This window comes from Variovorax sp. P1_G12, from assembly GCF_056405555.1.
Genome location: NZ_JBFUBW010000038.1, coordinates 1 through 24,195, shown reverse-complemented (window position 1 = coordinate 24,195; position 24,195 = coordinate 1). Strand labels below are relative to the sequence as shown.

General features: G+C 67.5%; 20 protein-coding genes. 9 read left to right on the top strand and 11 right to left on the bottom strand.

The features are described 5' to 3' along the window. Positions 1 to 232: 232 nt before the first annotated feature. The 6 genes from AC1D2O_RS31495 (at position 233) to AC1D2O_RS31470 (ending at position 11,840) form a co-directional block, all read left to right on the top strand. Positions 233 to 2,644 (top strand): hypothetical protein, encoded by a 2,412-nt coding sequence (locus AC1D2O_RS31495; protein ID WP_478158462.1) that lies wholly within the window; start codon positions 233 to 235, stop codon positions 2,642 to 2,644. Next, entirely contained in the window at positions 2,641 to 3,906 is a 1,266-nt protein-coding gene (locus tag AC1D2O_RS31490; RefSeq protein ID WP_478089980.1) for a hypothetical protein, read from the top strand. Before AC1D2O_RS31495 ends, AC1D2O_RS31490 begins: the two co-directional genes overlap by 4 nt. Before the next feature lie 18 nt (positions 3,907 to 3,924). Then, positions 3,925 to 4,281: a hypothetical protein gene (locus AC1D2O_RS31485; RefSeq protein WP_478089981.1), complete on the top strand. Its 357-nt coding sequence runs from the start codon at positions 3,925 to 3,927 to the stop codon at positions 4,279 to 4,281. Beyond that, complete coding sequence (locus AC1D2O_RS31480) at positions 4,278 to 5,399, top strand: hypothetical protein (protein WP_478089982.1); 1,122 nt, start codon at positions 4,278 to 4,280, stop codon at positions 5,397 to 5,399. Before AC1D2O_RS31485 ends, AC1D2O_RS31480 begins: the two co-directional genes overlap by 4 nt. A gap of 240 nt (positions 5,400 to 5,639) precedes the next feature. After that, complete coding sequence (locus AC1D2O_RS31475; RefSeq protein ID WP_478158461.1) at positions 5,640 to 10,838, top strand: D-alanyl-D-alanine carboxypeptidase family protein; 5,199 nt, start codon at positions 5,640 to 5,642, stop codon at positions 10,836 to 10,838. A 90-nt stretch (positions 10,839 to 10,928) separates the two neighbouring features. Further along, positions 10,929 to 11,840, top strand: coding sequence for an NlpC/P60 family protein (locus AC1D2O_RS31470; protein WP_478089984.1), 912 nt, complete (start codon positions 10,929 to 10,931; stop codon positions 11,838 to 11,840). A gap of 432 nt (positions 11,841 to 12,272) precedes the next feature. On the opposite strand, the gene AC1D2O_RS31465 is transcribed toward AC1D2O_RS31470, so the two are convergent. The 5 genes from AC1D2O_RS31465 to AC1D2O_RS31445 form a co-directional block, all read right to left on the bottom strand. Further along, complete coding sequence (locus tag AC1D2O_RS31465) at positions 12,273 to 12,797, bottom strand: YdeI/OmpD-associated family protein (RefSeq protein WP_478089985.1); 525 nt, start codon at positions 12,795 to 12,797, stop codon at positions 12,273 to 12,275. After that, positions 12,794 to 13,423 carry a DUF2652 domain-containing protein gene (locus AC1D2O_RS31460; RefSeq protein ID WP_478089986.1) on the bottom strand — a complete coding sequence of 210 codons (630 nt, stop codon included), beginning with the start codon at positions 13,421 to 13,423 and terminating at the stop codon, positions 12,794 to 12,796. Before AC1D2O_RS31460 ends, AC1D2O_RS31465 begins: the two co-directional genes overlap by 4 nt. Positions 13,424 to 13,685: 262 nt before the next feature. Continuing rightward, a complete protein-coding gene (locus AC1D2O_RS31455; RefSeq protein WP_478089987.1) occupies positions 13,686 to 14,507 on the bottom strand; it encodes an alpha/beta fold hydrolase in 822 nt (273 codons plus the stop codon). Beyond that, a complete protein-coding gene (locus AC1D2O_RS31450) occupies positions 14,479 to 14,769 on the bottom strand; it encodes a hypothetical protein (RefSeq protein ID WP_478089988.1) in 291 nt (96 codons plus the stop codon). Before AC1D2O_RS31450 ends, AC1D2O_RS31455 begins: the two co-directional genes overlap by 29 nt. Positions 14,770 to 15,424: 655 nt before the next feature. After that, positions 15,425 to 15,802: a hypothetical protein gene (locus tag AC1D2O_RS31445; protein WP_478158460.1), complete on the bottom strand. Its 378-nt coding sequence runs from the start codon at positions 15,800 to 15,802 to the stop codon at positions 15,425 to 15,427. 176 nt (positions 15,803 to 15,978) lie between these two features. Here AC1D2O_RS31445 and AC1D2O_RS31440 point away from each other — a divergent pair, with 176 nt between their 5' ends. From AC1D2O_RS31440 to AC1D2O_RS31430, 3 genes are all read left to right on the top strand, one after another. Then, complete coding sequence (locus AC1D2O_RS31440; RefSeq protein WP_478158459.1) at positions 15,979 to 16,323, top strand: 3-keto-5-aminohexanoate cleavage protein; 345 nt, start codon at positions 15,979 to 15,981, stop codon at positions 16,321 to 16,323. A 118-nt stretch (positions 16,324 to 16,441) separates the two neighbouring features. After that, entirely contained in the window at positions 16,442 to 17,392 is a 951-nt protein-coding gene (locus AC1D2O_RS31435; RefSeq protein WP_478091525.1) for an autotransporter outer membrane beta-barrel domain-containing protein, read from the top strand. Then, on the top strand, positions 17,389 to 17,565 hold the full coding sequence (locus AC1D2O_RS31430) for an autotransporter outer membrane beta-barrel domain-containing protein (RefSeq protein WP_478091521.1): 177 nt from the start codon (positions 17,389 to 17,391) through the stop codon (positions 17,563 to 17,565). Before AC1D2O_RS31435 ends, AC1D2O_RS31430 begins: the two co-directional genes overlap by 4 nt. A gap of 106 nt (positions 17,566 to 17,671) precedes the next feature. Here AC1D2O_RS31430 and AC1D2O_RS31425 read toward each other — a convergent pair whose 3' ends face one another. The 6 genes from AC1D2O_RS31425 to AC1D2O_RS31400 form a co-directional block, all read right to left on the bottom strand. Further along, complete coding sequence (locus tag AC1D2O_RS31425; RefSeq protein WP_478091520.1) at positions 17,672 to 18,562, bottom strand: NAD(P)-dependent oxidoreductase; 891 nt, start codon at positions 18,560 to 18,562, stop codon at positions 17,672 to 17,674. A 7-nt stretch (positions 18,563 to 18,569) separates the two neighbouring features. Continuing rightward, a complete protein-coding gene (locus AC1D2O_RS31420) occupies positions 18,570 to 20,018 on the bottom strand; it encodes an aldehyde dehydrogenase family protein (protein ID WP_478091519.1) in 1,449 nt (482 codons plus the stop codon). 10 nt (positions 20,019 to 20,028) lie between these two features. After that, positions 20,029 to 21,429 carry an amidase gene (locus tag AC1D2O_RS31415; RefSeq protein ID WP_478091517.1) on the bottom strand — a complete coding sequence of 467 codons (1,401 nt, stop codon included), beginning with the start codon at positions 21,427 to 21,429 and terminating at the stop codon, positions 20,029 to 20,031. 4 nt (positions 21,430 to 21,433) lie between these two features. Then, positions 21,434 to 22,927, bottom strand: a complete 1,494-nt coding sequence (locus AC1D2O_RS31410) for an ABC transporter substrate-binding protein (protein WP_478091515.1) — start codon at positions 22,925 to 22,927, stop codon at positions 21,434 to 21,436. 41 nt (positions 22,928 to 22,968) lie between these two features. After that, entirely contained in the window at positions 22,969 to 23,802 is an 834-nt protein-coding gene (locus AC1D2O_RS31405) for an ATP-binding cassette domain-containing protein (RefSeq protein ID WP_478091514.1), read from the bottom strand. 5 nt (positions 23,803 to 23,807) lie between these two features. Beyond that, a partial coding sequence (locus AC1D2O_RS31400) for an oligopeptide/dipeptide ABC transporter ATP-binding protein (protein WP_478158458.1) occupies positions 23,808 to 24,195 on the bottom strand: 388 nt, incomplete at its 5' end.

Here is a 24,195-nt window from a genome sequence, read left to right as displayed (position 1 = left end):
CGCGCTGCGCGTACATGCGTCGCGTCAACGCGGCACCCGCTCACCTTGGACGAAATGAGGACGCCTGCGCGACGCCCCGGCAACGCCGCGCGGTAACGGCCGCTACGCATCCACCACGACCCGGCCACGCGATCGCGACCCGTCGGCGATGCCGGCGGGATGTTTCCTCGTACGACTACGGACGGCAGATATGGTCGACTTGCGCCATGAGCCACTGGCCCGGAGTCGTGACATGATCGACCAGGAAGTGTACGAACGCGAACGGAGCGTTCAGTCCGAGCAGAACCCCTTCGCCGAGGCGATGCCCGAAGTCGCGGCCACCACGGCGTCGGCCGAGCGCGCCATCTTTTTCAGCGAAGGCGCGACGCCATTCGCCGAAACCGCCAACAACACACTGTCGGAATCCGAATCCGACCGCCTGCTCGCACAGGCATTCGCCGAACTGCGCGACGAGAGCTTCGACGAAGCCATCGCCTACCTCGCCGAAGAGACCGAACAAGCCGTTGCCGACCGCTTCACCGACGAGTCGCCCTACACGGGCGCCGAACGTGAGCGCTACGCCGATTCCCAACTGTCCGCGGTCCGGTTCGAGGCGCAGCAATACCTGGAGTCGCTCGAAGCCGGACTCACCGGCAAGGACATCGAGTCGCTGACCGGCGAGCAGCTCGACGAGGTGCTCGATCGCCTCGACCCGCAGTCCGGCGAGTTGACGCCGGCCGGAGAAGAATTCATCGGCGCGCTGGTGCGCAAGGCGAAGAAGGCGGTCAAGTTCGTCGCCAACGCCGCGGCGACCGTCGGCAAGACCGTGGGCAAGGTCGCCGGTGCGGTGCTCGGGCCGATTCTTCAGAAGCTGCGCGCGCTGATCAATCCATTGCTCAAGCGCGTGCTGTCGATCGCGATCGGCAGGCTTCCGGCGCCGCTGCAGCCGGCCGCGCGGGCGCTGGCGGCGCGCATCACCTCCGAAGCTTCGGAAGACGAAGGCGCCGTCTACACCGGCGCGGTCTCGCCCGCCAACCTGACCGATGTCGAGGCACTGGCCGAATCCTTCGACGCGGCCCTGGCCGAAGCGATGACCGGCGACACGGTGGGCGAATTCGCCGGAGAATCGTACGAGGACCGCGATCGCGATCGCGAAGACAACGCACACGGACGTGAACTCGAACGCCTGGCCGAAGCCCGGGGCGTGCTGATCGACCGCCTGCGCACGGCCCACGACGAGGAAGACCTGGCGCCCGCCGTGGAGCAGTTCGTACCCGCACTGCTCGGCGCGCTGCGCGTGGGCATCAACCTTGTCGGGCGCCCCAAGGTCGTGCGCTTTCTCGCGGGCTATCTGGGGCAACTGATCAAGCGCTGGGTCGGCCCCACCCTGTCAGGCCCGCTGTCGAACGCGATCGTCGATACCGGCCTGCGCCTGGTCGCGCTGGAGGCCGAAGGCGATGCCAATGAAGCGCGCACCGACGAGGCCGCACCGATCGCCCTGGCAAGYGTCGTCGAAGACACCGTGCGACGCCTGGCCGAGAGCGAAGACTACGTCCTCGAGAACGAGGACCTCATGCAGCTCGCCGCCGCGGACGCATTCGGCGAGGCGGTGGCCAGCCATTTCCCGCAGCGCTTCGTGCGGCCCGGCCTGCGCCAGGCGCCCTCGATCGGCGGGACCTTCGTCGCCCGGCGTCCGCGCAGCGTCCGCACGTACCGCAAGTACAGCCGCACGCCGGAAGTGGAGCTCACGGCGCAGATCGCCGACGCGCTGCCGACTTTCGGCGGCACGACGGTGGGCGCCATGCTGCGCGCCGCGGGCGCGTCGTTCCCGATCCGTGCACGCATGCACATCTACCAGTCGGCGACGGGCACCACGCTGCCGCGCATGATCCGCGTCGATCGCGCCAACGGCGGCGGGCGCGGCCGTGCCGCATCGTCGCAGGTGCATCCGTTGACGCCGGAAGCCGCTGGCCTGCTGCTGCGCGAACCCAAACTGGGCGTCGCGGTCGCGCCGGCCTTCCTGCGCTCACGGCACCGCATCGCGGTCGGGCAGCGCTTCTACCTGCTCGAACCCCTCGACACGGCAGGCACGCTGGCCCTGTCCGGCGCCGCGGGCGCGGCGGCCACGCGACTGGCGCCGAGCCGGGCGTGGACGGTCGTCAACCTGCGCCGTTCGAAGATCACCGTCGGGATGTACCTGTCCGAAGCCGAAGCGCAGGCAGTCGCGGAACGCATCCGCCGGGGCCAGGGCAGCGCCGCGTTGCTGCAGGCTCTGACCACGGCGTACAAGGCGGCCTCGCAGCCGACCGCCGCGGCGCCGAACGGGCCCCTGCGCATCGTGCGCGAAGACAGCGAGGATCACGAAGACCTGGCCCCCGCCGGTCCCGCGCTGCCGCCGGCGACCGCCGCATTGCTGCGTCGGCGGCTCGATGCCTGGGTGCTGCCCGCCCTCGCGAGCTGGGCGCGCAACAACGGCGAAGCGTTCGCCCGTGCCGCGGCCCATCCGGATCCGGGCGTCACGGTCCGCGTGCGCCTGACGGCGGTGCCCGGGCTGGACGCGCTCGCACAGGGTGCGGGCGGCGCGGGCGCGGCGGCCGCGAAGAACGCGCTGCGCGGCACGCCGTCGATTTCCATCAGTCTGACCTCGGGCAGGCGCCGGAAATGAGCAAGGTCGCGCCCATCGACCACGCGCTCGTCGTCGCCGACCTCGAGCGCCAGATCGCGCATTGGCTGGCGGCCTCGCGCACCTTCCGCGACGCCGAGGAGTTCGCGTCGCTGGCGGCGTGGAAGTCGGTCGAACGCGAGATCGGCGTACCGTTGCGAACGCAGATGAATGCCGCGGTCGAGGAGCTGATCGCACTGGGCGACGCCACGAGCGCGCTGATCGCGAAGGCGCGCCAGGCCCCCGCGCTGGTCGACCGGGCCGCGACGGCGGTGCAGCGCTTCCGTCGCCGCTACGTGCAGGTCGACACGACGCTCGACTTCCTCGGCGACGCGGTCAACTCGCGCACCAGCCCGTTGCTGTGCGCGGCGCTGTCGACATTGGATCGCCTTGCCGTGGCGAGCATGGCACCGGTGCTGCAGCGTGCGAACAAGCCCATTCCGCGTGCGCTGGTGTACCAGGACAAGGGCACCGGCGCGTCGATCCTGCGTGCCGGCGTGCGCCTGTGGGCGCCGGGCGCGGTCATGCCCGTCGCCGCGATCAAGATCGTGCGCCACAACCTCTACCGCCCGACCTCGCTCTTCCACGAGACCGGACACCAGGTCGCGCACCTCACCGGGTGGGTGCCGTCGGTGCGCGACTCGCTCGCGCGTGCGCTCGCCGACGATGCGCAGCTGCAGGCCATGTGGACACCGTGGGCCTCGGAGATCGCCGCCGATGTGCATGCCTTCCTCCTGACCGGCTACGCCTCCGTCGCGGCGCTCTACGACGTGGTGGGCGACGCGGAGACGATCCTGCGCTGGCCGATCGGCGATCCGCATCCCATCGGCTGGCTGCGCACCGCGCTGGGTTGCGCGTTCTCGAAACAGTGCTTCGGCGCGAACGGGCCGTGGACGCAGCTGCAACGCGCCATGGAAGCGCGGCATCCGGCGACTGCCGCCGACGAGAGCGTGCAGCCACTGCTTGCGCGCTCGCTGGCCGCCATGCCGGCCATCGCCGCCGCGTGCCTGTCTGCTCCGGTGCCGGCACTGCAGAACCGGCCGATGACCGACGTGCTCGATCCACAACGCGTGTCGCCCAAGGCCTTGGGCGAACTCGAAACCAGCGCTGGCGCGGCCCTCTGGAGTTCGCCACACTGGCGCCAGAGCGAAGGCATCCGGATCGTCGCGCTGGCCGGTCTTCGCGAAGCCGAGCGTCCCACGACCGCGCCGCTCTGGATCGACCGCGCGCGGCAGTGGCTGACGACGGAAGTCAAAGCAGCCTGATGTTGAGAGGAAATCGCCATGGCAACGGAAAAGCAAGAGGGCTACGCGGGTTCGACGCTTGAATCGCGCATCGCCGTGCTTGAGGAACTGTTCGTGCGCCTTGCACAAGCGGGAGCGACCGAAAGCATCCTCGGGTGCGGGTTCGAACAGGTGTCTGCCGGTCTGAAGACTGTTTCCGACCGCCTCCAGGACATCGCCGTCCAGGTCGCACCACTGCGCAATCTGGCCCCGGTGGAACCTCCGTTGCGCCCCGAGCAGCGCGCGGTGATGGCCAATCTGTACAAGGCGTTGGTGCCGCCAGTGCCGGTAGAGGACAAGAAGAAGCCGCCCACCGGGGAAGAGGACGTCGGCTTGCAACAGAGGAGTGCGTCATGATCCGGCAACTCGTCAAGGGCATTTTCGCCGCAGGCCTTGGTCCTGCCCCTCCCTACCCGCCGGTTGCCGCCGGCAGTCTTGCCGCTGCTACCGAGGCCGTCCTGACCGCCGACCCGCTCGATCTGACGCTGTACCTCGAGCAGTACTGGAACTCCTACAGTCCTTCTGCCGGACCGGCGCGCCAGAGCCTGTGGGCGTCCGGGCGATTCCACACCATCGTCCCGCCCGTGCCGATCACCTCGACGGTTCCGAGCTGGGACCATCTCGCCTACAGCTACGTGCTCGAAAACACCCGCGCGAGCCAGATCCTGCGCCGCGTGGTCCGCGAATATCGCTCCGGCGAGAAGCTCGGCGTCCCGAGCTTTGCCACGCGGCAGTGGCTGGATGCCACGGAGGCCTTGTTGCATGGGGCTGACAACCTGATTGCGCCGTGGCTCTCCACCAGCGCCGCCCGACGGAATGCCGAAGCCGTTCGACGCAACGCCTACTGGCGTCTGCTGGGCATGGACCTCGCGTTCGGCACCGAGGACAACCGCCCCTGCGAATACGAAAAGGCGAGCGCCGCCAACACCGATTTCGTCAAGCTGTTCGAGGAACTGCTCTACGAGTTGTGGCGGGCCATCGCCAACATCAAGAATCTGGTGGCGGGCAACGAAACCGACCAGGACCGCATCTTCCGCATTGCCCAGGAGCTTCAGTACGTCCTGACCTCACGCCGGCAGGGGCAAGTGATCGATCGCGAGGAACTGGCCGCCGCGACCGTCCTCGGGTGGATCGAGCTCACGCTGGACACGGAGACCGCGGTCATCAAGGATCTGAAGGCGGATTCCACATCGGCGGCGAATCGCCTGAAGCTGATCGGCGACCGGGTGGGCTTGCCCGCACACAGCAAGTCGGCCGCGCTCTTCTCCATGAGCGAGGACCTGTCGATCCTTCTGCGGACCATCGAGTCGGCGGTGATCGATCCCGCTACCGTGACCCTCCTCTACATGCCCGGGCCCGTGGCGGAGGCCGCGCGACGGGTCATCACGGAATGGGCGGCCGCGACAGGCAAGGACCTCAAGGCGCGCGCCAAGCCCGTCGAGACGAACCGCCCGCGGCTGGTCAGTGTGCAGTGACGCAGCGACTCCGCCGGAGGAAAGACCATGTCCGCAACAAGCCCGCCGGGCGCGTTCGACCAGATCGGACTGGAGGCCCCCTTCGCCGAAGGCGCTGACGCGACGGATCGCTACGAAGCCGGGCCGGCATGGAACGCGTCGGGCGAGTCGCCCTATGCAGAAGCACCAGCGACCGGCGGGACCTGGGACGAAGGTCCGGAGCCCACGAACGCCGGAGAAGAAAACCTGGCCTGGCTCGACATGGAATCGGAGAGCGACTCCCCGCAGACGCTCGCCGAAGACCTCGTCCTGGACGGCGAGGAACTGGATGAAGACGAGCTCGAACGCGAACGTGAACGCGAACACGAGCACGCCGGCGAATGGCAGAGCGACGGAAGCTCAGGCGAAGTGCAATACCTCGACGACGAGGAACGCGATGCCGCGGAGTCCTTCGAGGACTATGCGCAGCAGGACGAATTCGAGCCGGGCGCGCGTCCGACCGATCCGCCTGCGCTGAAGAGCGCGACCATCGGCGGGTTCGGCCGCTACCGCAGCGAGGCCGCGTCGCTTGCACCTTCGGAGCGCGCGAAGATTTCCGCCCTTGCGGCCTACGTCCTCTGGAGCTTCGGTCCGGGCCGTACACCGGTGCGTTCGATCGAACTGGTCGGACATGCGGACAGGGACGTCGCGCGGGGAGCCGACTTCGAAACAACGATAAGCCGGGAACGCGCGCTGGGGATGCGTGCGACGCTCGCCGAAGCGATCGACCGGCAGAGCGCGGCACATCTGCCTGCCGACCCCCCGTCGCCGCCGGTCTCCACCCGCCTGCACTGGCGCGTCGTTGGTGCAGGCGCCCGGCAGCTGCAAGTGCCCCAACCCAGGACCGAAGCGGAGCGAGCCCGAAATCGCCGTGTCGACATCGCGCTGCGCCCGGCCGACGCGGCGCCGGCGCCCCGTCTCGCCTTCGCGGCTGAAGACGCGAACCCGGCGTCCGTCGAATGGACCTTTCCCTTGATGCTCCGCTTCAGCAGGATCGTGCCCGCGGACATCAACGCAACGAACTGCTGCAGGGCGGTCCAGACCGCCAGCCGCCTGCTCGAGGCCGCGACGCCCCCGAAAGCCAAGTGTGCGTCCTTCAACTTCTACGGCGCACAGCTCGTCACGGCGCGGGAAGAGCAGCCTCCGCTTTCGGCCACTCGCAAGTGCTGCCAATGGAGCGGCTCGTACTGGTCGATGTGCCGGTCGGAACCCCACAAGTCCCGCTGCGCGCACTGCGGCGACGTCCCCGGTCCGCACCTGGTCATCAGGTATGCGAAGGAGCAGCTCCGGAATGCGGTGGATCGCATCAAGCGGGCGCTCGACCAGGGCTGCACCGTCGCGGCAGGTGTTCTGAGCGGCATCTGCGCCGACAAGCCGGAAGTGGGATGCGCCCGCATCGCGAAGGACGAGGCGTGGCGCCAATGTCCCGAGCACTGGCTGCTGATCATCGGGTATCGCGAAGACACCTTCCTTTTCTGGGACTCGTCGCAGGCGAGCGCCCTCCAGACGCTTGAGGGACACCGTTTCGGGCTGCTCGAATACGACCGGGATGCGCCCCGGCTGTCCACCGCGCGATCGGTGGCAGGCGCCGAAAGAATGTCGGTGGACGCAAGCGGCTTCCATACGCGGGGCTACCCGAGCGCGCGCGCCCAGAAGCGCTACCAGGTGCTGGACTTGCGAAATTCAGCGCCGTGCGCCGCCTGGGATGCAGCCAAGAGGTGCGGCGAGTACACCACCGAAGGGCGCTTCACGTCGCGCCAGTGCCAGCTTCCTGTCGGCCCGGCGCGTGAAGCGCATGAAGCCCACGAAAGATGCGAGGCGTGCGCGTCGAGGGAATCGGAGTTCCATGAATACATGGAGCCCGAGGCCACGCAGCAGGAGTACTTCGAGCCCGAAGATGAGGCCGCTGGCAGCGCCGTGCAAGTGCCCGCGCCACTGTCCCCGCAACAACGGGCGTGGATCCTCGCGCTCGACCGCTCAGCGATCGAGCGTCTGCCGGACGGGACGGTACGGGCGCGCTTCCTCCGGCAGGACTGGTCGGACGTCGAGTTTCCCCTCAACGTGCCCAAGGGGCAGTCGGCGACGATGGAGATCAAGCGCCATTGGGCGCTCGCCCGCTCGCTGTTCGATGCCATGGGCGGGGTCACGCCGGAACGCCGTGTGCCGACCTCGATCCGGTTCCGCGATCGCCCCGCGGCGAAGGTGCCGGGCCAGCCGTCGCAACGGCTGTACGCCGAAGCGCGCGATGCGTTCGTCCGCATGCACGCGGCTGCGAAGGCGGACGGCGTCGACCTCGTCATCCTGTCGTCGTGGCGCAGCCGTGCACGACAGGCGGCGGCGAGCGCCAACCAGCCCAACCCCGCCGCGGTCGCACGCAAGGCCTCGGCGCACATGTACGGGCTGGCGATCGACCTGCGAATGGGCGTGCCGGGCCTGCCGGTGATGGAGATCAACACCCGCGTCGATCGCGCCACCGCGGCGAAGGCCGGCACAGAGGCGAAGATGGGCAACCTGGTGCGCATGTACCGCTCGCCGGCCTACAAGTGGATGGCGCTGCGCGCGCGCGAGTTCGGCTGGTACCCCTATCGCAACGAGCCCTGGCACTGGGAATACAACCCGCCGGGACTCAAGGCGCGTTTCGAAGGCGCGACGCGCGGCGAGCTCGAAGAGGAAGCCCAGCCCGGTGGATCGATGGCTTCCTGGGAGCAGGCCGACGAGGGATCGCTCTACGCCGAAGCGCAGTACGAGGAGGAAGGCGCGGCACTGTCGCCCTACCTGCGCACATTTACCGCGAAGGCACTGGCCGTGAAGGTTGCCGTGTATGTAACACAGGCCGCACGCCATGCGCGTCGGGTCGAGATGGTGGTGTTCTGCCATGGCCTGGACCTGTGCAAGCCGGTCTTGAAGAACCGGCCCGCAACGTTCATCACCGAGCAGCCGTTCAAGCTTGCAGAGCTGGTCGAAGCGACCGGGCGCCCGATCGTGCTGGTCGTCCCGTTCATGGACTGGGAACGACTCGATGCGAACCGCATGGCGTTCGGCCGAAAGTGGCACCGGCTGGCGCAGCCCGCGAACTTCAACCAGGTGGCGGCCGAAGCCCTCGAGCAAGTGCGCACGATCGCCGGCAGCGCCGCGGCACCCGAGGTGCAGCGCCTGGTTCTGGCGGGCCATTCGCGCGCATACGGCTTCTTCGACGCACTGGCACACGAGCATGCCTCGCCGCAGATGCGCACCGGCGCGTTGGCCAGTCCGACGCACGTGTGGGCGCTGGACACGACCTACTCCGCGCCGATCGCCGACTGGCGGGCGTGGCTGCGCTCGCGCGAGGATCTGCAGGCCACGGTCGTCTTTCGCCAGGGCACCTACCGGACCCAGGGATCGATCGTGCGCGAGTTGGCGACCGGCGTGCGCGGCAAGGAGTTCATCAAGCTGGCAGCCGCAAGCGACGGCCGGCTGACGGTGATGCCGGTCGCGGCGGGCAAGGTCTCGCATTGCGGCATTCCCACGGCGTACCTGCCGCGCCTGCTCGCAGCACTGCCGGCGTTGGCGACCTCCGGCGAAGACGAAGCCGAGGCGCAGCTGGATGCGTACGAGGAGTTCGAGGAAGGCGAGGACGATGCCGGGCTCGCCACCGAAGCCGAAGCGTCGGCGTCGGAAGACAAGGCCAGCGGCGACGAATGGAGCGAACAGGCCGCGAACGAGGAGGAACTTGAGGCACCCGATCGATTCGACGCGTTCGGCGACGAGCGCGACTCCGAATGGGGTGCGGAATCCAGTGAAGAGGAGGCATGGCAGGAGGGTTCGTTCGAGGACAGGGAGCACGACCTCTCTTTCGCACTCGACCAGGAAAGCGAAGCTGGCCTCGCCGGTAGCGGCCTCACGCCGGCCGAGCAAAAGGCCGTGGAGATCACCAGCCTGTTCGAAACGGGCAAGCGCGGCGGCTTCTACGGCCTCAGCGGAAACTTCGACGGACAAGGCCTATCGTTCGGGCTGGTCAACTGGACCATCGGCACCGGCAGCCTGCAGCCGTTGCTGCGGGACTTCGCGAAGGAGCATCCGGCGCGCTGGGTGTGGGTGTTCGGCCCGGATGCGTCGCAATTCCTGCAGCTGATCGCAGGCAAGGACAAGCAAGCTGAAAAGGAGCAACACCGTTTCGCCATCGAGCAGATGAACAGCGTCTCGACCGGCGCGCGCGGCAAGCGCATCTGGACTGTGCGCCAGCCCTGGGTCGGCTACTTCAAGCGACTGTCGGAAGACACTGCGTTCCAGCAGATCCAGGTGCGCTACGTGCGCAACCTGCTGGCGTGCGCGGGGGACTATTGCCGCCAGTTCCGCCTCACCAGCGAACAGGCGTTCTGCTTCATGTTCGATGCGGTGGCCAGCCACGGGAAGGGGTGGTTGAAGAAGAAGTTCAGCGGCGTGCAGAAGCGCCGAGTCCTGATCGAACAGGCGTTGATGGCGCTCGCCACGCGGTTCGGCACCGCTCGCGTGCCAGAGAGCGAAGTGCTGCTCGCGATCGCCGACGTGCTCGCCACGACCTCCGCGCAGCGCTGGGCCGACAAGGTGCGGGAGCGCAAGCGCTGGTTTGTTACCGGGCAGCATCCGCGCGGACGGGAGCTCGATGGGTTGATGCCGCGCTCGGACCTTTCCTACTCCACGTCGCTCTCCAAAACGCGCGAAAGAGAGTTCGAAGAGGCCGATGAGTCCGGCATCGCCGGCGAATCGGAGATGGAGGACGACCCACAGGCGATTCTCGGCAAGTGGATCGTCAGGGTAAAGGACTGGGTCTGGGAGTACGAGTTCTCGCCCGGTGGAAGGCTTGCGTGGCGTGATTCGCGCAGCAACGAAAAAGGCGTCGGACGCTGGTCGATCGGACCGACGGCCATCAACATCAGCTGGTCGGGTTCGGCAACCACGGAAAGCTGGCGCCGTCCCCTGACGCCCACGGGGCAGAGCGGCCGGTACCAGTCGAGTTACTACGCTGGAAGCGTCTCAGCGCAGAAGGTCCCCGGCTCGACGGATGGTGGCGCGGCCGATGTAGGGCCGGGCCGTTCCATTCCACCCGAGGGCCTCACGCTCAGGATCGACACGCCAAATGTCCTCGTCGACCTGGGCTTGATCCGCATGACCAAACGCCATCTCTTCGTCCAGGCCGACCTCAGAATTGAACCTGCGACAGCGGACGTCGACGCGCCTTTGAGCTTTAGGCTCACGCCGATGCGTGACATTGGCATCCCGGCGCAACCTGATCAGAGCGGATCGTTCCCGAACGCAAGAATGCGCTGGTACAACCTGGGCCCCTCCACATACAGATGGAGGTACTTTCGCGGAACCTCGTCCTACTCGCCCAAGAAGCCGGTGCTTCCCACTGTGGTCGGCACTCTGACGTTCACCGAAAGCGACATTTGGCCTCCTGAATAGTCGGCTGATTGTGCGTGCAGGCCTCTTCCGAACGGGGCGATGTTCGCGATCGGAACGCCTGCATCGCATGTTGATCAAGGACACAGAGCGATGCTGAACTCGACCTACAAGATCAGGATCCGACCCCATGGCGGCAAGACGCAGCAGGTGGCGATGTTCGACCCCTGCAACGCCGCCTGGCTCGCGTCATTCACCGTCGGCGCGCACACGGTGATTCTGCGAGGACCCTTCCGCACATTCAGGGAGGAGCCGCACAGCGTCTGCCACGGCTGCTGGGCACGCACCTACCCGCAGCCGTTTCGCGAAGACCGATTCGATCCTGGCTGGCTGGCGAATGCGCTCGCCGCCAACGCGCGCAGGGAGCCCGACCTGCTGGCCATCGCCATGCAGTACATCAGCGGCAGCGATCCCATCCACGCCGAGCACGATCCGCAACTCCAGATCGCGGGCGATACCAGTTACGGCCCGTTGGCCGGGGACACGCGCGAAGAAGGCTCCGACTTCAACGACTACCTCGGGCTCGCGTGGCCCTACGCCAATGAAGCCACGGATCAGCCCGAAAGCCGCCAGTTCCGCTGCCTGGACTGCTCGGGCTACGTCCGCATGGTCTTCGGCTACCGCCGCAACCTGTCGGGGGCGGATCCGGGATGCATCGCGCTCTGTCGTGCCCCCCGGGAAGACAAAGCTGCGATTCCGCGACGGGCCCATGAAATGGCAAGCCACGCGCCCGGCGTGCTCGTCGTGCCGCCCTCGACGCGCCAGGTCACGGATTTCTCCAGCCTCGCCGCAGGCGACCTCGTGTTCTTCGATGCGGATCGGGATGACGGCCCGCAGATCGATCATGTCGGAATCTATGTCGGGCGCGATACCACGGGCCATCACCGCTTCATTTCCAGTCGAAAGCGGGCAGACGGCCCGACCATGAGCGACATTGGAGGGCGCTCGATCCTGGACGGTGATGGCCTCTATGCCCGCGCGTTTCGCGCCACGCGCCGGCTATAGCGTCTTCATCGCGTTTGCGCTGCAAATCGAAAAATCGAAAGCCGCATCATGCTGGATTGTGTTGGCCGATGATTTCTCAGACCTCATTTTTGGAATTAACGGCGGCGATAACTAATGCGGGCGACGCTGACCATGCCCGGGCTCTAGTCGCCAGCTTCGATGCATGTGGCACCAGAGGGCAACACCAGATTTGAGAAGTGGTGAGAGGTCATTCCAGCGGTACTTCCGTGCAAGAGCCTGCGGGACATAAACACCGCGATTCACCCAACTTGAACGTCGGCTTCGACGGTGTGGCTAGGCCCGCTTCGGGCCCATCCTTGCCGGTCGCCCTGTACGAACGAATGTCGGCAATCAGTCTTTCCCTGCCGTAGACCCGCATGGCTCGGTCGGCTGAATCGGACCGCCATAGGCGGGTCCGTTTGAAGCAAGCGGCTAGGCCGCACGTTGCCGTAAATCAGCGACGAGCTTGCTAACTCTGCGTTGCCGGGTTTCTGGAGATTTGGCCTCTTCGATCGCCGCAACGTACTTGCGTTTGAGACCGAATGGCAAGCGATCAAAGGCCGATCTCGCTTCCGATGTCTTGTTCAGCGCCGCCGCGAGATCTGCCGGCTCAGACACTACTCTTGGCTCAGTGTCGAGTTCAAGAAAAACTTGGATCAGATCACCTTCGGCTATCCCGCTTGCGGTTCTATTGGCTGCGCTGATACCAATCAAGCACTGCCCGCGCATCAAGGCAATCCTGCTTCGCCAGGCGTGACCGTTGATAGAGACTGCGACGAGCGGTCGAGCGTCAGAACCGAGCGCCTCCATGACAGGTGCGGGAACTACAACGGCGGTTGCGTTGCCGGATGGAATGACTCTGGCTTGAAACTTCACGTCGATGGGGGAATGAAGAAACGGTTCAGGCCCTCCCCTGTCTGTCGCTCCCGACGACACGCGCGGCGAAGCGCTTTTCATGTGAGGGATCCGGTGACCGTCGCCTTCGCCTCGGCCAGGTACGGCGCCATCGAACGGTGCCGATACGCCACGTCCCCGATCTCGTCGTAGCTGCAGTGGCCGCACTCGAACGACGAGGCCGTCGCGGTGCCGTCGGCCAGCTGGTTCAGCGTCTCCTCGCTCACCAGCAGGTACTCGTGCTCTGGCACCTGATTCTTCAACAGCCGGTGCGCGACGATGATGCTCTTGCCGATGAATTTCGAATGTCCCTTGACCTGCATGGTCCTGGCCGGCCCGAAATGCGCGACGAACTTGAGCGACAGGCAATGGACGCTGGAACAGGCGCCGCATGAGCAGGTGCGCAGGATCTCGATCCGCTTGATGTGCGAATGGAAGTCCACGAACATCTTCCGTGCCTGCGCCAGAAGCTCGTCCAGCGACGGCGGCGCGCCGGGACGAACGAACAGCACCGCATCGCCTTCGAACTCGGAAACCTCCAGCCCGAGTTGGTTGGCGTCCACGATCAACTCCAGCAACTCCTGGATGATGTGCTGGCTATGGCTCACCTCGGTCTCGGTCACGAACTTCGTGAAACCGCTGATGTCCGGGATGAAGAAGAGCATGTTGTCGGGATCTGTTGTCGCCACGGCTCGCTCCAAGGATTTGCGTCGTCACATTCAACCACGCGTCCACGCAGGTCAGCCACAGCAACAACAAGACCCCGAAGGCAGCCCTGTCTTGCGATAGGCGAAGCCGAGACGACAACACCGCGAGCGCCACGGCCCCCCTGGGGCCTGCTGTTTCCAGGCAAGACCGTCGCGCCTACGCCGGCGCAGCCGCCCACGCTGCTACCTGCGGAGACTGCGCGCATGGTGAGGGGCTGGCCTGCCTTCGAAACTCTGGCTGACATCAACAATGGGAGCTGTGCACCAACGCGTTGCGAGAGAGAAAGTTCGCCACGGCGTCGTTGACCGCTTTCGGATGTGTCACGGGGCCCATGTGACCCAGATCGTCAAACTCAAGCACCTTGACATCGGGAAGCGCGTTCGTCAGAAGTCGGGCCACCCCCCGCGACGAAGCGGGCGACTTCCCCCCCACCATGTACAGGACTGGAACCTTCAACGCGCGAAACGCCCGCAATGGCGTGGGCTCCGAAAACAGAGCGTGAGCCCAGCCTGCGACGTTGACCATGGATGCTGCGACCGGCGCTTGGCGAGCGGCGGGTATGCGGCTCCAGGTCCCCGGGCCCATCCAGTAGTCGATGAAGACCTGGGCCGCTCCCGCGTGGTCGTGCGCCTCGTTTGCGCGGACCGCGTCAGCCACTGCAGAACGTATGCCGCTCGCGGCTTCGTGCCCGGGATGTTCCTCGTCGAGCAGCGCGAAGAGGGTCGGCTCATAGATCGCGACCGCTCGAACGCGGCTCGGACGGGCCAGAGCAGCCATCAATACCACCGCGGCGCCGTACGAGTGGCCGACAAGAGAGAACGGCGATCCAGCCGCCTCGAAGACCGGTTCCAGCAAGGCCACCTCGTCGCTCAGCGTCACGATGCGATCTCGTGGCCACGCCGGGCCTTGTCCCGCGCCAAGCGAGTCCGGTGCGAAGACGTGGAAGTCCGGGGACAGACAATCCATCAATACGCGCCACTGCGACGACGTACTTGCGTTCGAGTGGACGCACACGACACCGGGTCCGGTGCCTGCCTCACGCACACTGGGAATTGGGCAGGTCATCGGTGCTCCTCGAAACGCGGCTCATGTGCCGCACCATCGCGACCTCGGGTGAGTCGTGCGACTCGGTCCCGCTGCAGGCGAGCGGCGCCTGCCACGGATAGGGAATCGGTTGCGGAATCAGCACAAGGACGATCGCGCTCGCGAGAGCTGCGATGGCGACGACCAGAACCATCAGCGCTTTTCGCAGAGACCGCGTGGTGGCGCTGGCTCCCGCCCGCTCGACAGCGTCGGTCCGCGGGGGTTCATGATGGATGGATTTCATGGAACGTCTCCTGAAAAGCGGTGCATCCTCATCTGCCTCACGGCAGGTCGCTTCAGTTGCCATTTTTGCGTGGGCGCGCTGGGATGTATGTGCGATTCGGCACACCAGAGCGCATCTCGATGTTGGCCGGCCGGAGACCGCTTTGGGCCTCAAACCGGTCATGGGGCAGGCCCCATGTGCTCGCGCAGCATATTGGCTTCGCCGGCATAGCTCAATGGGGTGCGGATCCGCGCAGCCGCCTGCTCGATCCGGCCCAGGTCGCCTGGCCATCGCTCGACGGGCAATGCGCCAGTGCGCGATCTGACATCGCGTTCGAGAAGAGTCAACTTCCCTATCAGCGGTAGACGCGCGACCGTGCGCGCCAGCGAGCCAACCGCGGCAGAAGCTTGGACAGGGGAACGGCCGCGGACGCCGGCGGGGCCTGTCCTTCCCCCCGAGTCGTATACGCGGCGTGGCAGAGCCGAGCGCTGCCTGACCCTCGAGGTGGCTCAGCGACCAGGTCGCAGTTCGCACCCAGCGCAGCGCTTGCACTGCAGCATCTCCGCGGGCCTCGGCGCCGCGCGCACGCGCTGACGCATCTCTTCGGCCGGCGAGCGCGGGGTCGGGAGGACGAGGCGCAGCCACTTCGGGCCAGCCATCAGGCCACCGCGCCCGTTCAGTAGCTCGTTTCGCCTTTCGACTTGATTTCGCCTGCCTTGTTGGCCGCAGCGGCTTCCGATTTGCGGGTCTTGCGCGCCGCCGAACGATCGGTGCTCGACACCTTTGGCGCGGTCACGCGCGGCGGCTCGGCTTCGCCCATCTGCGGCCCCCGGGCGGCTTCTGCCCCGGCGGCCTTGCGAGGCGCGCGTGCGGCGGCGCGTTCGTCGGCCGAGGCCTTCGGTTTCGCTTCCGGGATCGGGGTACCTTCGCCCATCTGCGGGCCTTGCGACGCTTTCGCGCCTTCCTTCTTCCGCTCGGCGCGGGCGGCCGCCTTGTCGTCGGCGCCCACGGCCTGCGCCTGTGCGCTCAGGGCCAGCATCTGGCCGATGGCCATCGCAACTGTCAAAACAAGCATCTTCATTTCACCACTCCTCGGGGGATCGCCGCCCCAACATGGCCTGCCTTCGGCTCTGGCGGATCCTATGCACCAAGCATGCGCTTTTCTAGCACACGCTGTTGATGTGCTCCAGCAGCTTACCTGGCGTCATGGGGCGCGTCGGAGCGGGGCATGTGAACAACGCGGCGCTGACGCCCAACCAGCCGGCTGACGACGCGCTGCCCTTGAATGCAATGGCGATCGCCATGGGCCTGCACGTGCGCGTGGGCATCGAAGACAACCTCTGGGGCCGCAAGGGTGAACGCATGACCTTCGTGCAGCAGGTCGAGCAGATGGTGCGGCTCTCGCGCGAAATGCATCGCGAAGTGGCTCCCGGCAAGAGCGGTGTCGGTGCCGGCACACATGTCCAGCCGTTCGGCCGCAAGCCACACTACGTGGCTCGGACGCCTGGAGTCATCACAACCGTCTCGAAGCGCGGCGTTCCACCGATATCAATTCAATGTCGAACCCTGAACTAGTTGACGGAACGCCACATTCCGCTTGCCGGTGAGTGACGACTCCGATAGACCCGCGCACAATGGTTCGAGAGCCGTCCGGCCCCCAGATTGCCGGGCTTGTCCGAAGGAGGGTTCGGCCATGCAATGTGCATCTGCACGAGTTCCTGGAACAGGCACTTCAGCCCGGCGGCCGGCCGGCGGGCCGGGAGCGCACATCGCCCGGGCCTGCACGCAATGGGCGGCCGTTGCTGCCCTCTGTGTAGGCAGTTGCGGCGCCTTCGCGCAATGCAGCCCAACACCCGCCGGCGCCACGACCCTCTGCAATCCCAACGCCAGCGTCGCGGCCCTCGCACGGCCACAAACCGGCGCCTACCTGGGCATTCAGCGCATGACGAGCTTCGCCTTCGTGCAAAGCCTACAGCATCGGTGGGGAGACCCGCTGCAACTCAGCCCAGGCAACGCCTGGATCCGCGCCGGTAGCCAAGGGATGAGTTCGACCAGTGCCAGCGGCCGGTTCGACGCCGACAGCAAGGGCTGGGTCCTGCAGGGCGGCGGGGACGTGGCGAAATGGTCGCTTTTCGGCAGCGGGGACCGTCTGCACCTTGGCGCCATGGCCGGCTATGCCAGCGGAAGCACGGATTCCAACGCCCTCGGCAATCCGATCCAGGCTCGTGGCGAATTTTCCGGCGGTGGGTTTGGCGTGTACGGCACCTGGTACCAGAACGACCAGGCCCGGCTCGGCTGGTATGCGGACGTGTGGGGCCAGTACGCCCGGTTCACCAACACGGTGGATACCGGCCTTCCCTTCGATCGCACGGGCTACGACTCGCAAATCAGCATGTTCTCTGCCGAAGCCGGCTATTCCATGCCGCTGGGAGAGTCCGGCAACTGGGTGCTCGAGCCACAGGGCCAGATCATCTATCTGCACAACCATTCGTACATCGCCCTGGAACCGAATGGCCTCGCCGTCAAGGGCTCCCATCGCAGCGCGTACACGTCGAGGCTGGGACTGCGTGTGCGCAGCACCTCCGCCCCCGATTGGGGTTGGGGCGTCCCTGGTGGTACGACAACACCGGCGAAGAGTTCGTGATCAACCAGTTTTCGGTGCGCGACATGTACCCGAGCAGTCGCTATGAGGTGAAGGCCGGTGTCAATGTCGATTTCAAGCAGGGCTGGGCAGGCTGGGGCGACGTTGGATGGCAATGGGGCAATCAGTCCTACCAGGCGTGGACAGTACGCGGGGGCATGAAATACGGGTGGTGAGTGGGCTCGTCTCAGGATTGCTCGCGCCTGGTGGGCGTGCCCCCGAGCAAGTTCCTGTCGGTTCGCGACAGCGAGCTGAGCCGGTAGGCAAGGTCCCGCTGCGGCCCTAACGCAGCGCTTCCACCAGATCCAGCACCATCCGGTCCGGCCCGAAGGTCTCGATCCCCTGCCCCAGCAGCTTCTCCACCGCCTGCGCGATGCCATGGCTCGACGACGACTGCTCGGCCATGTCGTTGTAGTAGCCGAGGTCCTTCTTCGCATTGGCCATCGAGAACTTCAGCGAGGCGGTGTCGCCGGTCAGCAGCTTGGGCTTGACCCGCTCCAGCGCCACGCCGTTGCCACCGCCCTTGGCCAGCACGTCGACGAACACCTCGGGCGCGACGCCGGCGTGCTGCGCGCACGCGGCCGCCTCGCACAGCAGCGCCACGGTGCCGAGCGACACGAAGTTGTGCAGCAGCTTCATCGCGTGGCCGGCGCCGATGCCGCCCACATGCGTGATGTTCTCCGCGAAGCAGCGCAGCAGCGGAAGGCAGGAGGCCAGCACCTCGGCATCGCCGCCCACCAGCAGGTTGAGCCGGCCTTCGGCGGCTTCCTTCGCGGTCCGGGTCATCGGCGCATCGAGGAACTTGCCGCTCTTGGCCTGCACCGCCTGCGCGACCTTGGCGGTGGATGCGGGCACCGCGGTCGAGCAGTCGATCACCACCGTGCCCGGGCGCAGTCCCGCGAGCGCGCCCTGGTCGCCGAGCATCACGGCCTCGACCTGCGGCGTGCCGGTGACGCAGAGGATCAGGACGTCGACCTGCGCCGCCAGCGCCGTCACGTCCGACACCGCACGGGCACCGGCCGCGAGCAGCGCGTCCACCGGCTGGTTGCCGGGATGGTCGAGGATGGTGAGCTGGTGGCCGTGCTTGACGATGTTCTGGGCGATGCCGCTGCCCATCAGGCCCACGCCGACCAGGCCGACGCGCCGGGGCTGTGCTTGTTCGTTCGAGTTCATAGGTGCTTCATCCATGTTTGATGGCGATTGTCTTCAGGGTCGTGAAGCCTAGCAGGGCCTCGAAACCCTTCTCGCGGCCGAAGCCACTCGCCTTCACGCCGCCGAAGGGCAGCTCCACGCCGCCCGCCGCACCGTAATTGTTGATGAAGACCTGGCCGCAGTGCAGCTTGTGCGCCATGCGCAGCTGCCGGGCGCCGTCGCGGGTCCAGACGCCCGCCACCAGGCCGAAGTCGGTGCCGTTGGCCAGCCGCAGCGCCTCGGCCTCGTCGGCGAAGGGCATCACGGCCAGCACGGGGCCGAACACCTCGCGCTGCGCCAGCTCGCTGTCCGCCGGAACGTCGCGGAACAGCACGGCCTCCTGGTAGTAGCCGCTGGCCGAGGCGTGCGCCACCACCGTGCCCCGGGCGGCCACCTTGAGGCCCTGGGCCTCGGCGGTCGCGACCATGTCGCGCACCTGGCGGAACTGCTTCTCGTTGATCAGCGGCCCCATGTCGAGGTCGTCCGCGGGCGGCCCCGAGCGCACCGCCGAAAAGCGCTCGGCCAGCCGCTGGAGCACCTCCTCGTAGACCGTGCGCTCGACCAGCACGCGGCTGCCGGCCGAACAGGTCTGGCCGGCGTTCTGGATGATGGCGTTGACGAGCACGGGCACCGCCGCGTCGAGGTCGGCATCCGCGAACACGATCTGCGGCGACTTGCCGCCGAGCTCGAGCGTCACCGGGCAATGGCGCTCGGCGGCGGCGAGGCCGACGCTGCGGCCCGTGGCGGTCGAGCCCGTGAACGAGATGTGGTCGATGCCCCGGTGCGCGCACAGCGCGGCGCCGGCCTCCCGGCCGTAGCCGGTGACCACGTTCAGCGCGCCGGCAGGGAAGCCCACCTCGCTGGCGATCTCCGCCAGCCGCAGCAGCGACAGGCTGGCGTCCTCGGCCGGCTTGACCACGCAGGCGTTGCCGGCCGCGAGCGAGGCGCCCACGCTGCGGCCCGCGATCTGCATCGGGTAGTTCCACGGAATGATGTGGCCGGTGACGCCGTGCGGGATGCGCACCGTCATCACGGTGTAGCCGCGCTCGTACGGCAGCGTGTCGCCGTGGAGCTTGTCGCAGGCTCCGGCGTAGTACTCCATGTAGCGCGCGAGCGCCGTGGCGTCGTTGCGCGCCACGCGCAGCGCCTTGCCGGTGTCGCGCGCCTCGAGCTGCGCCAGTTCCTCGTGGTGCTGCAGCACCGCGGCGCCCAGCTTGGCCAGCAGCCTGCCGCGCTCGAGCGCCGTCGCCCCGCCCCAGGGGCCGTCGAAGTTCTCGCCCATCGCGCGGCGCGCCGAACGCACGGCCGCGTCCACGTCCGCCGCGGTGCCGCGTGCGATCTGGCCGAAGCGCTGGCCGTCGCTGGGATCGATCACGTCGATGGTGTCGGCGCTCTCGCCGGCCGCGCGGCGGCCGTCGATGTAGTGGGTTGCGTTCATGGGGAGTTTCTCAGTTCAAGTCGGGCCAGGGCTTCTGCGCTTCGCGGATCTGCTCGAAGGCGCGGCTGAACTGCAGCACGCCCAGGTCGTCGAAGCGGCGGCCCGCGATCTGCAGGCCGATCGGCAGGCCTTCGGCCGAGTAGCCGCAGTTGATCGATGCCGCGGGCTGCTCCGACATGTTGTAGGGCACCGTGAAGCCGATGTGCTCGAGCGACAGCAGCGGGTCGTTGGTCGGCGAGGCATGCTCCGCGGGCGCGGGCATGTTCGGCGACACCGGCGAGATCACGAAGTCATAGGCCTTGGTGGCGGCGACCGTGGCCGCTCGCGTGGCGATGAACTGGCTGTAGGCGTCGAAGACATGCTCGCCCGAGAAGCCGCTGGCGCTCTCGGCCCAGGCGTCGATGTAGGGCAGGATCTTCGCGCGCTTCTCGGCCGGCAAGGCGCGAATGTCGATCAGCGAGCGCATGCGCCAGAAGTGGTCCATGCCCTGCAGCATCCTGGGTGTCATGAAGGGCTTGATCTCTTCCACCCGCGCGCCGGCCGCCTCGATGCGTTGCGCGGCGCGGCGCACCGCTTCGGCGATCTGCGGGTCGAGCGGCAGGCCGCAGCCTGCGTCCATCTGCAGTGCCACGCGCTTGCCGGCGAGGAACGAGGGGTCGACCTCGAAGGCGGTCCAGTCGATGGCTGCCGGCGGCAGCTCCGAATAGTCGCGGTCGTCGGGCTGCGCGAGCGACTGCATCATCAGCGCCGAGTCGGCAACCGTGCGCGTCATCGGCCCGGCGCAGCGGCCCATGTAGGGCGTGCTCAGCGGAATGCGGCCGGCGCTGGGCTTGAGCGTGAAGATGCCGCACCAGCTGGCCGGCAGGCGCAGCGAGCCGCCGATGTCGGTGCCGACGTGCAGCGGCCCGTAGCCGGCGGCGGCGGCCGCACCGGCGCCCGCGCTGGAGCCGCCGGGCGTGCGCGACAGGTCCCAGGGATTGCGCGAGATCGCATGAAAGGTCGAGAGCCCCGACGACAGCATGCCCAGGTCGGGCATCGTGGTCTTGGCGACGAGCACAGTGCCGTCTTCCTTGAGCCGCGCCGCGGGGGGTGAATCCTGCGTCATCGGCACCAGGTCGTAGGCCGCGGTGCCCAGCGGCATCGGGTCGCCCGCGGTCGCGAGGTTGTCCTTGAGCGTCACGGGCACGCCGTCGAGCGCGCCGCGCGGCGTGCCGGCGCGCCAGCGCGCTTCCGAGGCGCGCGCCTGTTCGAGCGCGCATTCGGGACGGAAGAGCCAGGTGGCGTGCAGCTTCGGCTCCAGCGCCTCGATCCGCGCGTTGACCGCGCGCGTCACCTCGACCGGCGAGAGTTCCTTGCTGCGGTAGGCCGCGCCAAGCTCGGCCACGCTCAGCGCGTACAGGGGCTGGGTCATCGCATCAGCTCCAGGAGATCGCCGCCAGGTCGTTCGCCACGATCGGCATGCTGGGCCACAGGCCCTTGACTTCCTTGCGCGCCACCGTGGGGAACACGGCCTGGAACAGGAAGCCGTTGACGGCGTCGGCCGCCAGCATCTTCTGCGCCTCGCCCAGCAGCGCGTTGCGCTTGCCGTCGTTGGCCTCGCCCTGGATCGACGCATACAGGTCGCGGAACTTCTTCGAGTCGTAGCCCCAGTAGTAGTCGGGCTCGGTGTACTTCACGAGGTCGAAGGGCTCGACGTGCGCGACGATGCTGAGGTCGAAGTCGTGGCCGCCGCCGAAGGTGCCGCTGAGCCACTGGGCCCACTCGACATTCTGGATCTTGACGTTGATGCCGATGGCCGCGAGCTGCGCCGCGATCACCTCGCCGCCCTGCCGCGCATAGGAAGGCGGCGGCAGCGTCATGCGCAGTTCGAGCGGCGTCTTCACGCCGGCCTCGGCCAGCAGCTGCTTGGCCTTGGCGACGTCGAAGGGATTGACCGGGGTGGTGTCGACATAGCCCGGCGCGCCGATCGGGTAGTGGCTGCCGATGGGCTTGCCGAAGCCGTCGGCCGCGCCCTGGATGACCGCGTTGCGGTCCACCGCGGCCAGGATGGCGCGCCGCACGCGCACGTCGTCGAGCGGCTTGCGCTTGTTGTTGATCGCCAGGATCACCTTGCTGCGCGTGCCCACCTCGATCACCTGGAAGCGCGGGCTGCTCTTGAACTGCGGCACGGAGCGGGTGCCGGCGCGCGGGAAGATATCGATGTCGCCGGCCATCAGCGCCGCCGTCTGGGCGGCCGAATCGGACATGAACTTGAAGACGAACTTGTTGACCTTGGCCAGAGCCGGGTTGCGGTAGGCCGGCGACTTGACCAGCGTGCAGGCCGAGCCGCGCTGCCAGCTGTCGAGCCGGTACGGGCCGGTGCCCACGGGCTTGGTCGCATTGGTGTCGGCGCTCTTCGGCTCCACGATGCAGGCGGTGGCCTGGCCCAGCATGAACAGCAGGTCGGGGTTGGGTTGCGTGGTGCTGATGACGACCGTGTCGGCATCGGGCGTCTTGACGCTGATCTCGCTGAAGAAGCGCTTGTCCTTGTTGGTGCTCTTCTCGCCGGCGGCGCGCTCGAAGGCGAACTTGACCGTGGCGGCGTTGAAGGGTTCGCCGTTCTCGAACTTCACGCCCTTCTGCAGCTTGAAGGTGTGGGTCTTGAGGTCGGGCGAGACCGTCCAGCTCTCGGCCAGCATCGGCGTGACCGAGCCGTCGGCGTTGATCTTCGTGAGCGTCTCGAAGACGTTGTAGTGCACGATCTCCGCGATCGCCGAGGCGGCGGCCGTGGTCGGGTCCAGGCCCGGCGGTTCCAGCGGCATGCCGATGGTCAGCATGTTCTTGCCCGTCTGCGCCTGCGCGAGCGGGAGGAAGGCGCCCGGTATCGCCGCGGCCATGGCGGTGCCGATGAGGGTGCGTCGCTTCAACATTCGTGTGTCTCCTGGAAATGAGGGGTTCGACTGCGCGTGGCCTAGGGCGTCTGCAAGACGGCCGACAGCAGCGTGCGGGTGTAGGGGTGCTGCGCTTCGCGGAACAGGTCGCCGGGCCTGCCCTGCTCCACGATCCGGCCCTTGAAGACGACGGCGACGTCGTCGCACAGGTGGTTGACCACCGCAAGGTCGTGGCTGATGAGCAGGTAGCTGATGCCGAACTGCTGCTGCAGGTCCTGCATGAGGTTGAGCACCTGGGCCTGCACCGAGACGTCGAGCGCGCTGACCGGCTCGTCGGCCACGATCAGCTTGGGGCGCGTGATCAGCGCCCGTGCGATCGCGATGCGCTGGCGCTGGCCGCCCGAGAACTCGTGCGGGTACTTGTCCAGGTCGGTGCTGCGCAGGCCGACGGCGGCGAGCGACTCGGCCGCGCGCTCGCGCTGCGCCTTGCGCGGCATTTCGGCCAGTGCTTCCAACGGCTCGGCGACGATGCGTGCCACGGTCTGGCGCGGGTCGAGCGAGCCGTAGGGGTCCTGGAACACCATCTGGAAATCGCGCCGCGCGGTGCGCAGTTCGGTTTTCGACAGGGCATTCAGGTCGCGGCCCTCCAACTGCACGCTGCCGGAGGTGGGCGCGTCGAGCGCCATCACGAGCCGCGCGATGGTCGATTTGCCCGAGCCCGATTCGCCGACGATGCCGAGGCTGCGCCCGGGCTCGACGCTGAAGCTGACGCCGTTGAGCGCCTTGACCAGCGGCGGCGGTGCGAACAGCGTTTCGCGCGGCAGCGCGTAGTGGCGCACGAGGTCGGTCACCTTGAGCAGCGCGGCGCTGTCTGCCGCGCCGGTCCGGGCCGTGGATGGGAGTGTGGGGTTCATGGCAGTCAGGCGTAGGCCGCGGCGCCTTGCGCCGCCACCTCGTCGAGCCGAAGGCAGCGCACGGCATGGCCGCTGGGCTGCACGGTCAGCGGCGGCGGGTTGGCCTGGCAGGCCGCCACGGTGAATCCGCAGCGCCCGGCAAAGGGACAGCCCGGCGGCAGGTCCACCAGTTCGGGCACGCTGCCGCGGATGGTGGCGAGCTTGAGGCCGCGCGGGGCGCCCAGCGCCGGCCGGGCCGCGAACAGGCCGCGGGTGTAGGGGTGGGCGCGCTCGGCGAAGACCGCGGCGGTCGGGCCGCTCTCGACCACGCTGCCGCCGTACATCACGAGCATCTTCGAGACGCTTTCGGCGATCACGCCGAGGTCGTGCGAGATCAGGATCAGCGCCATGCCC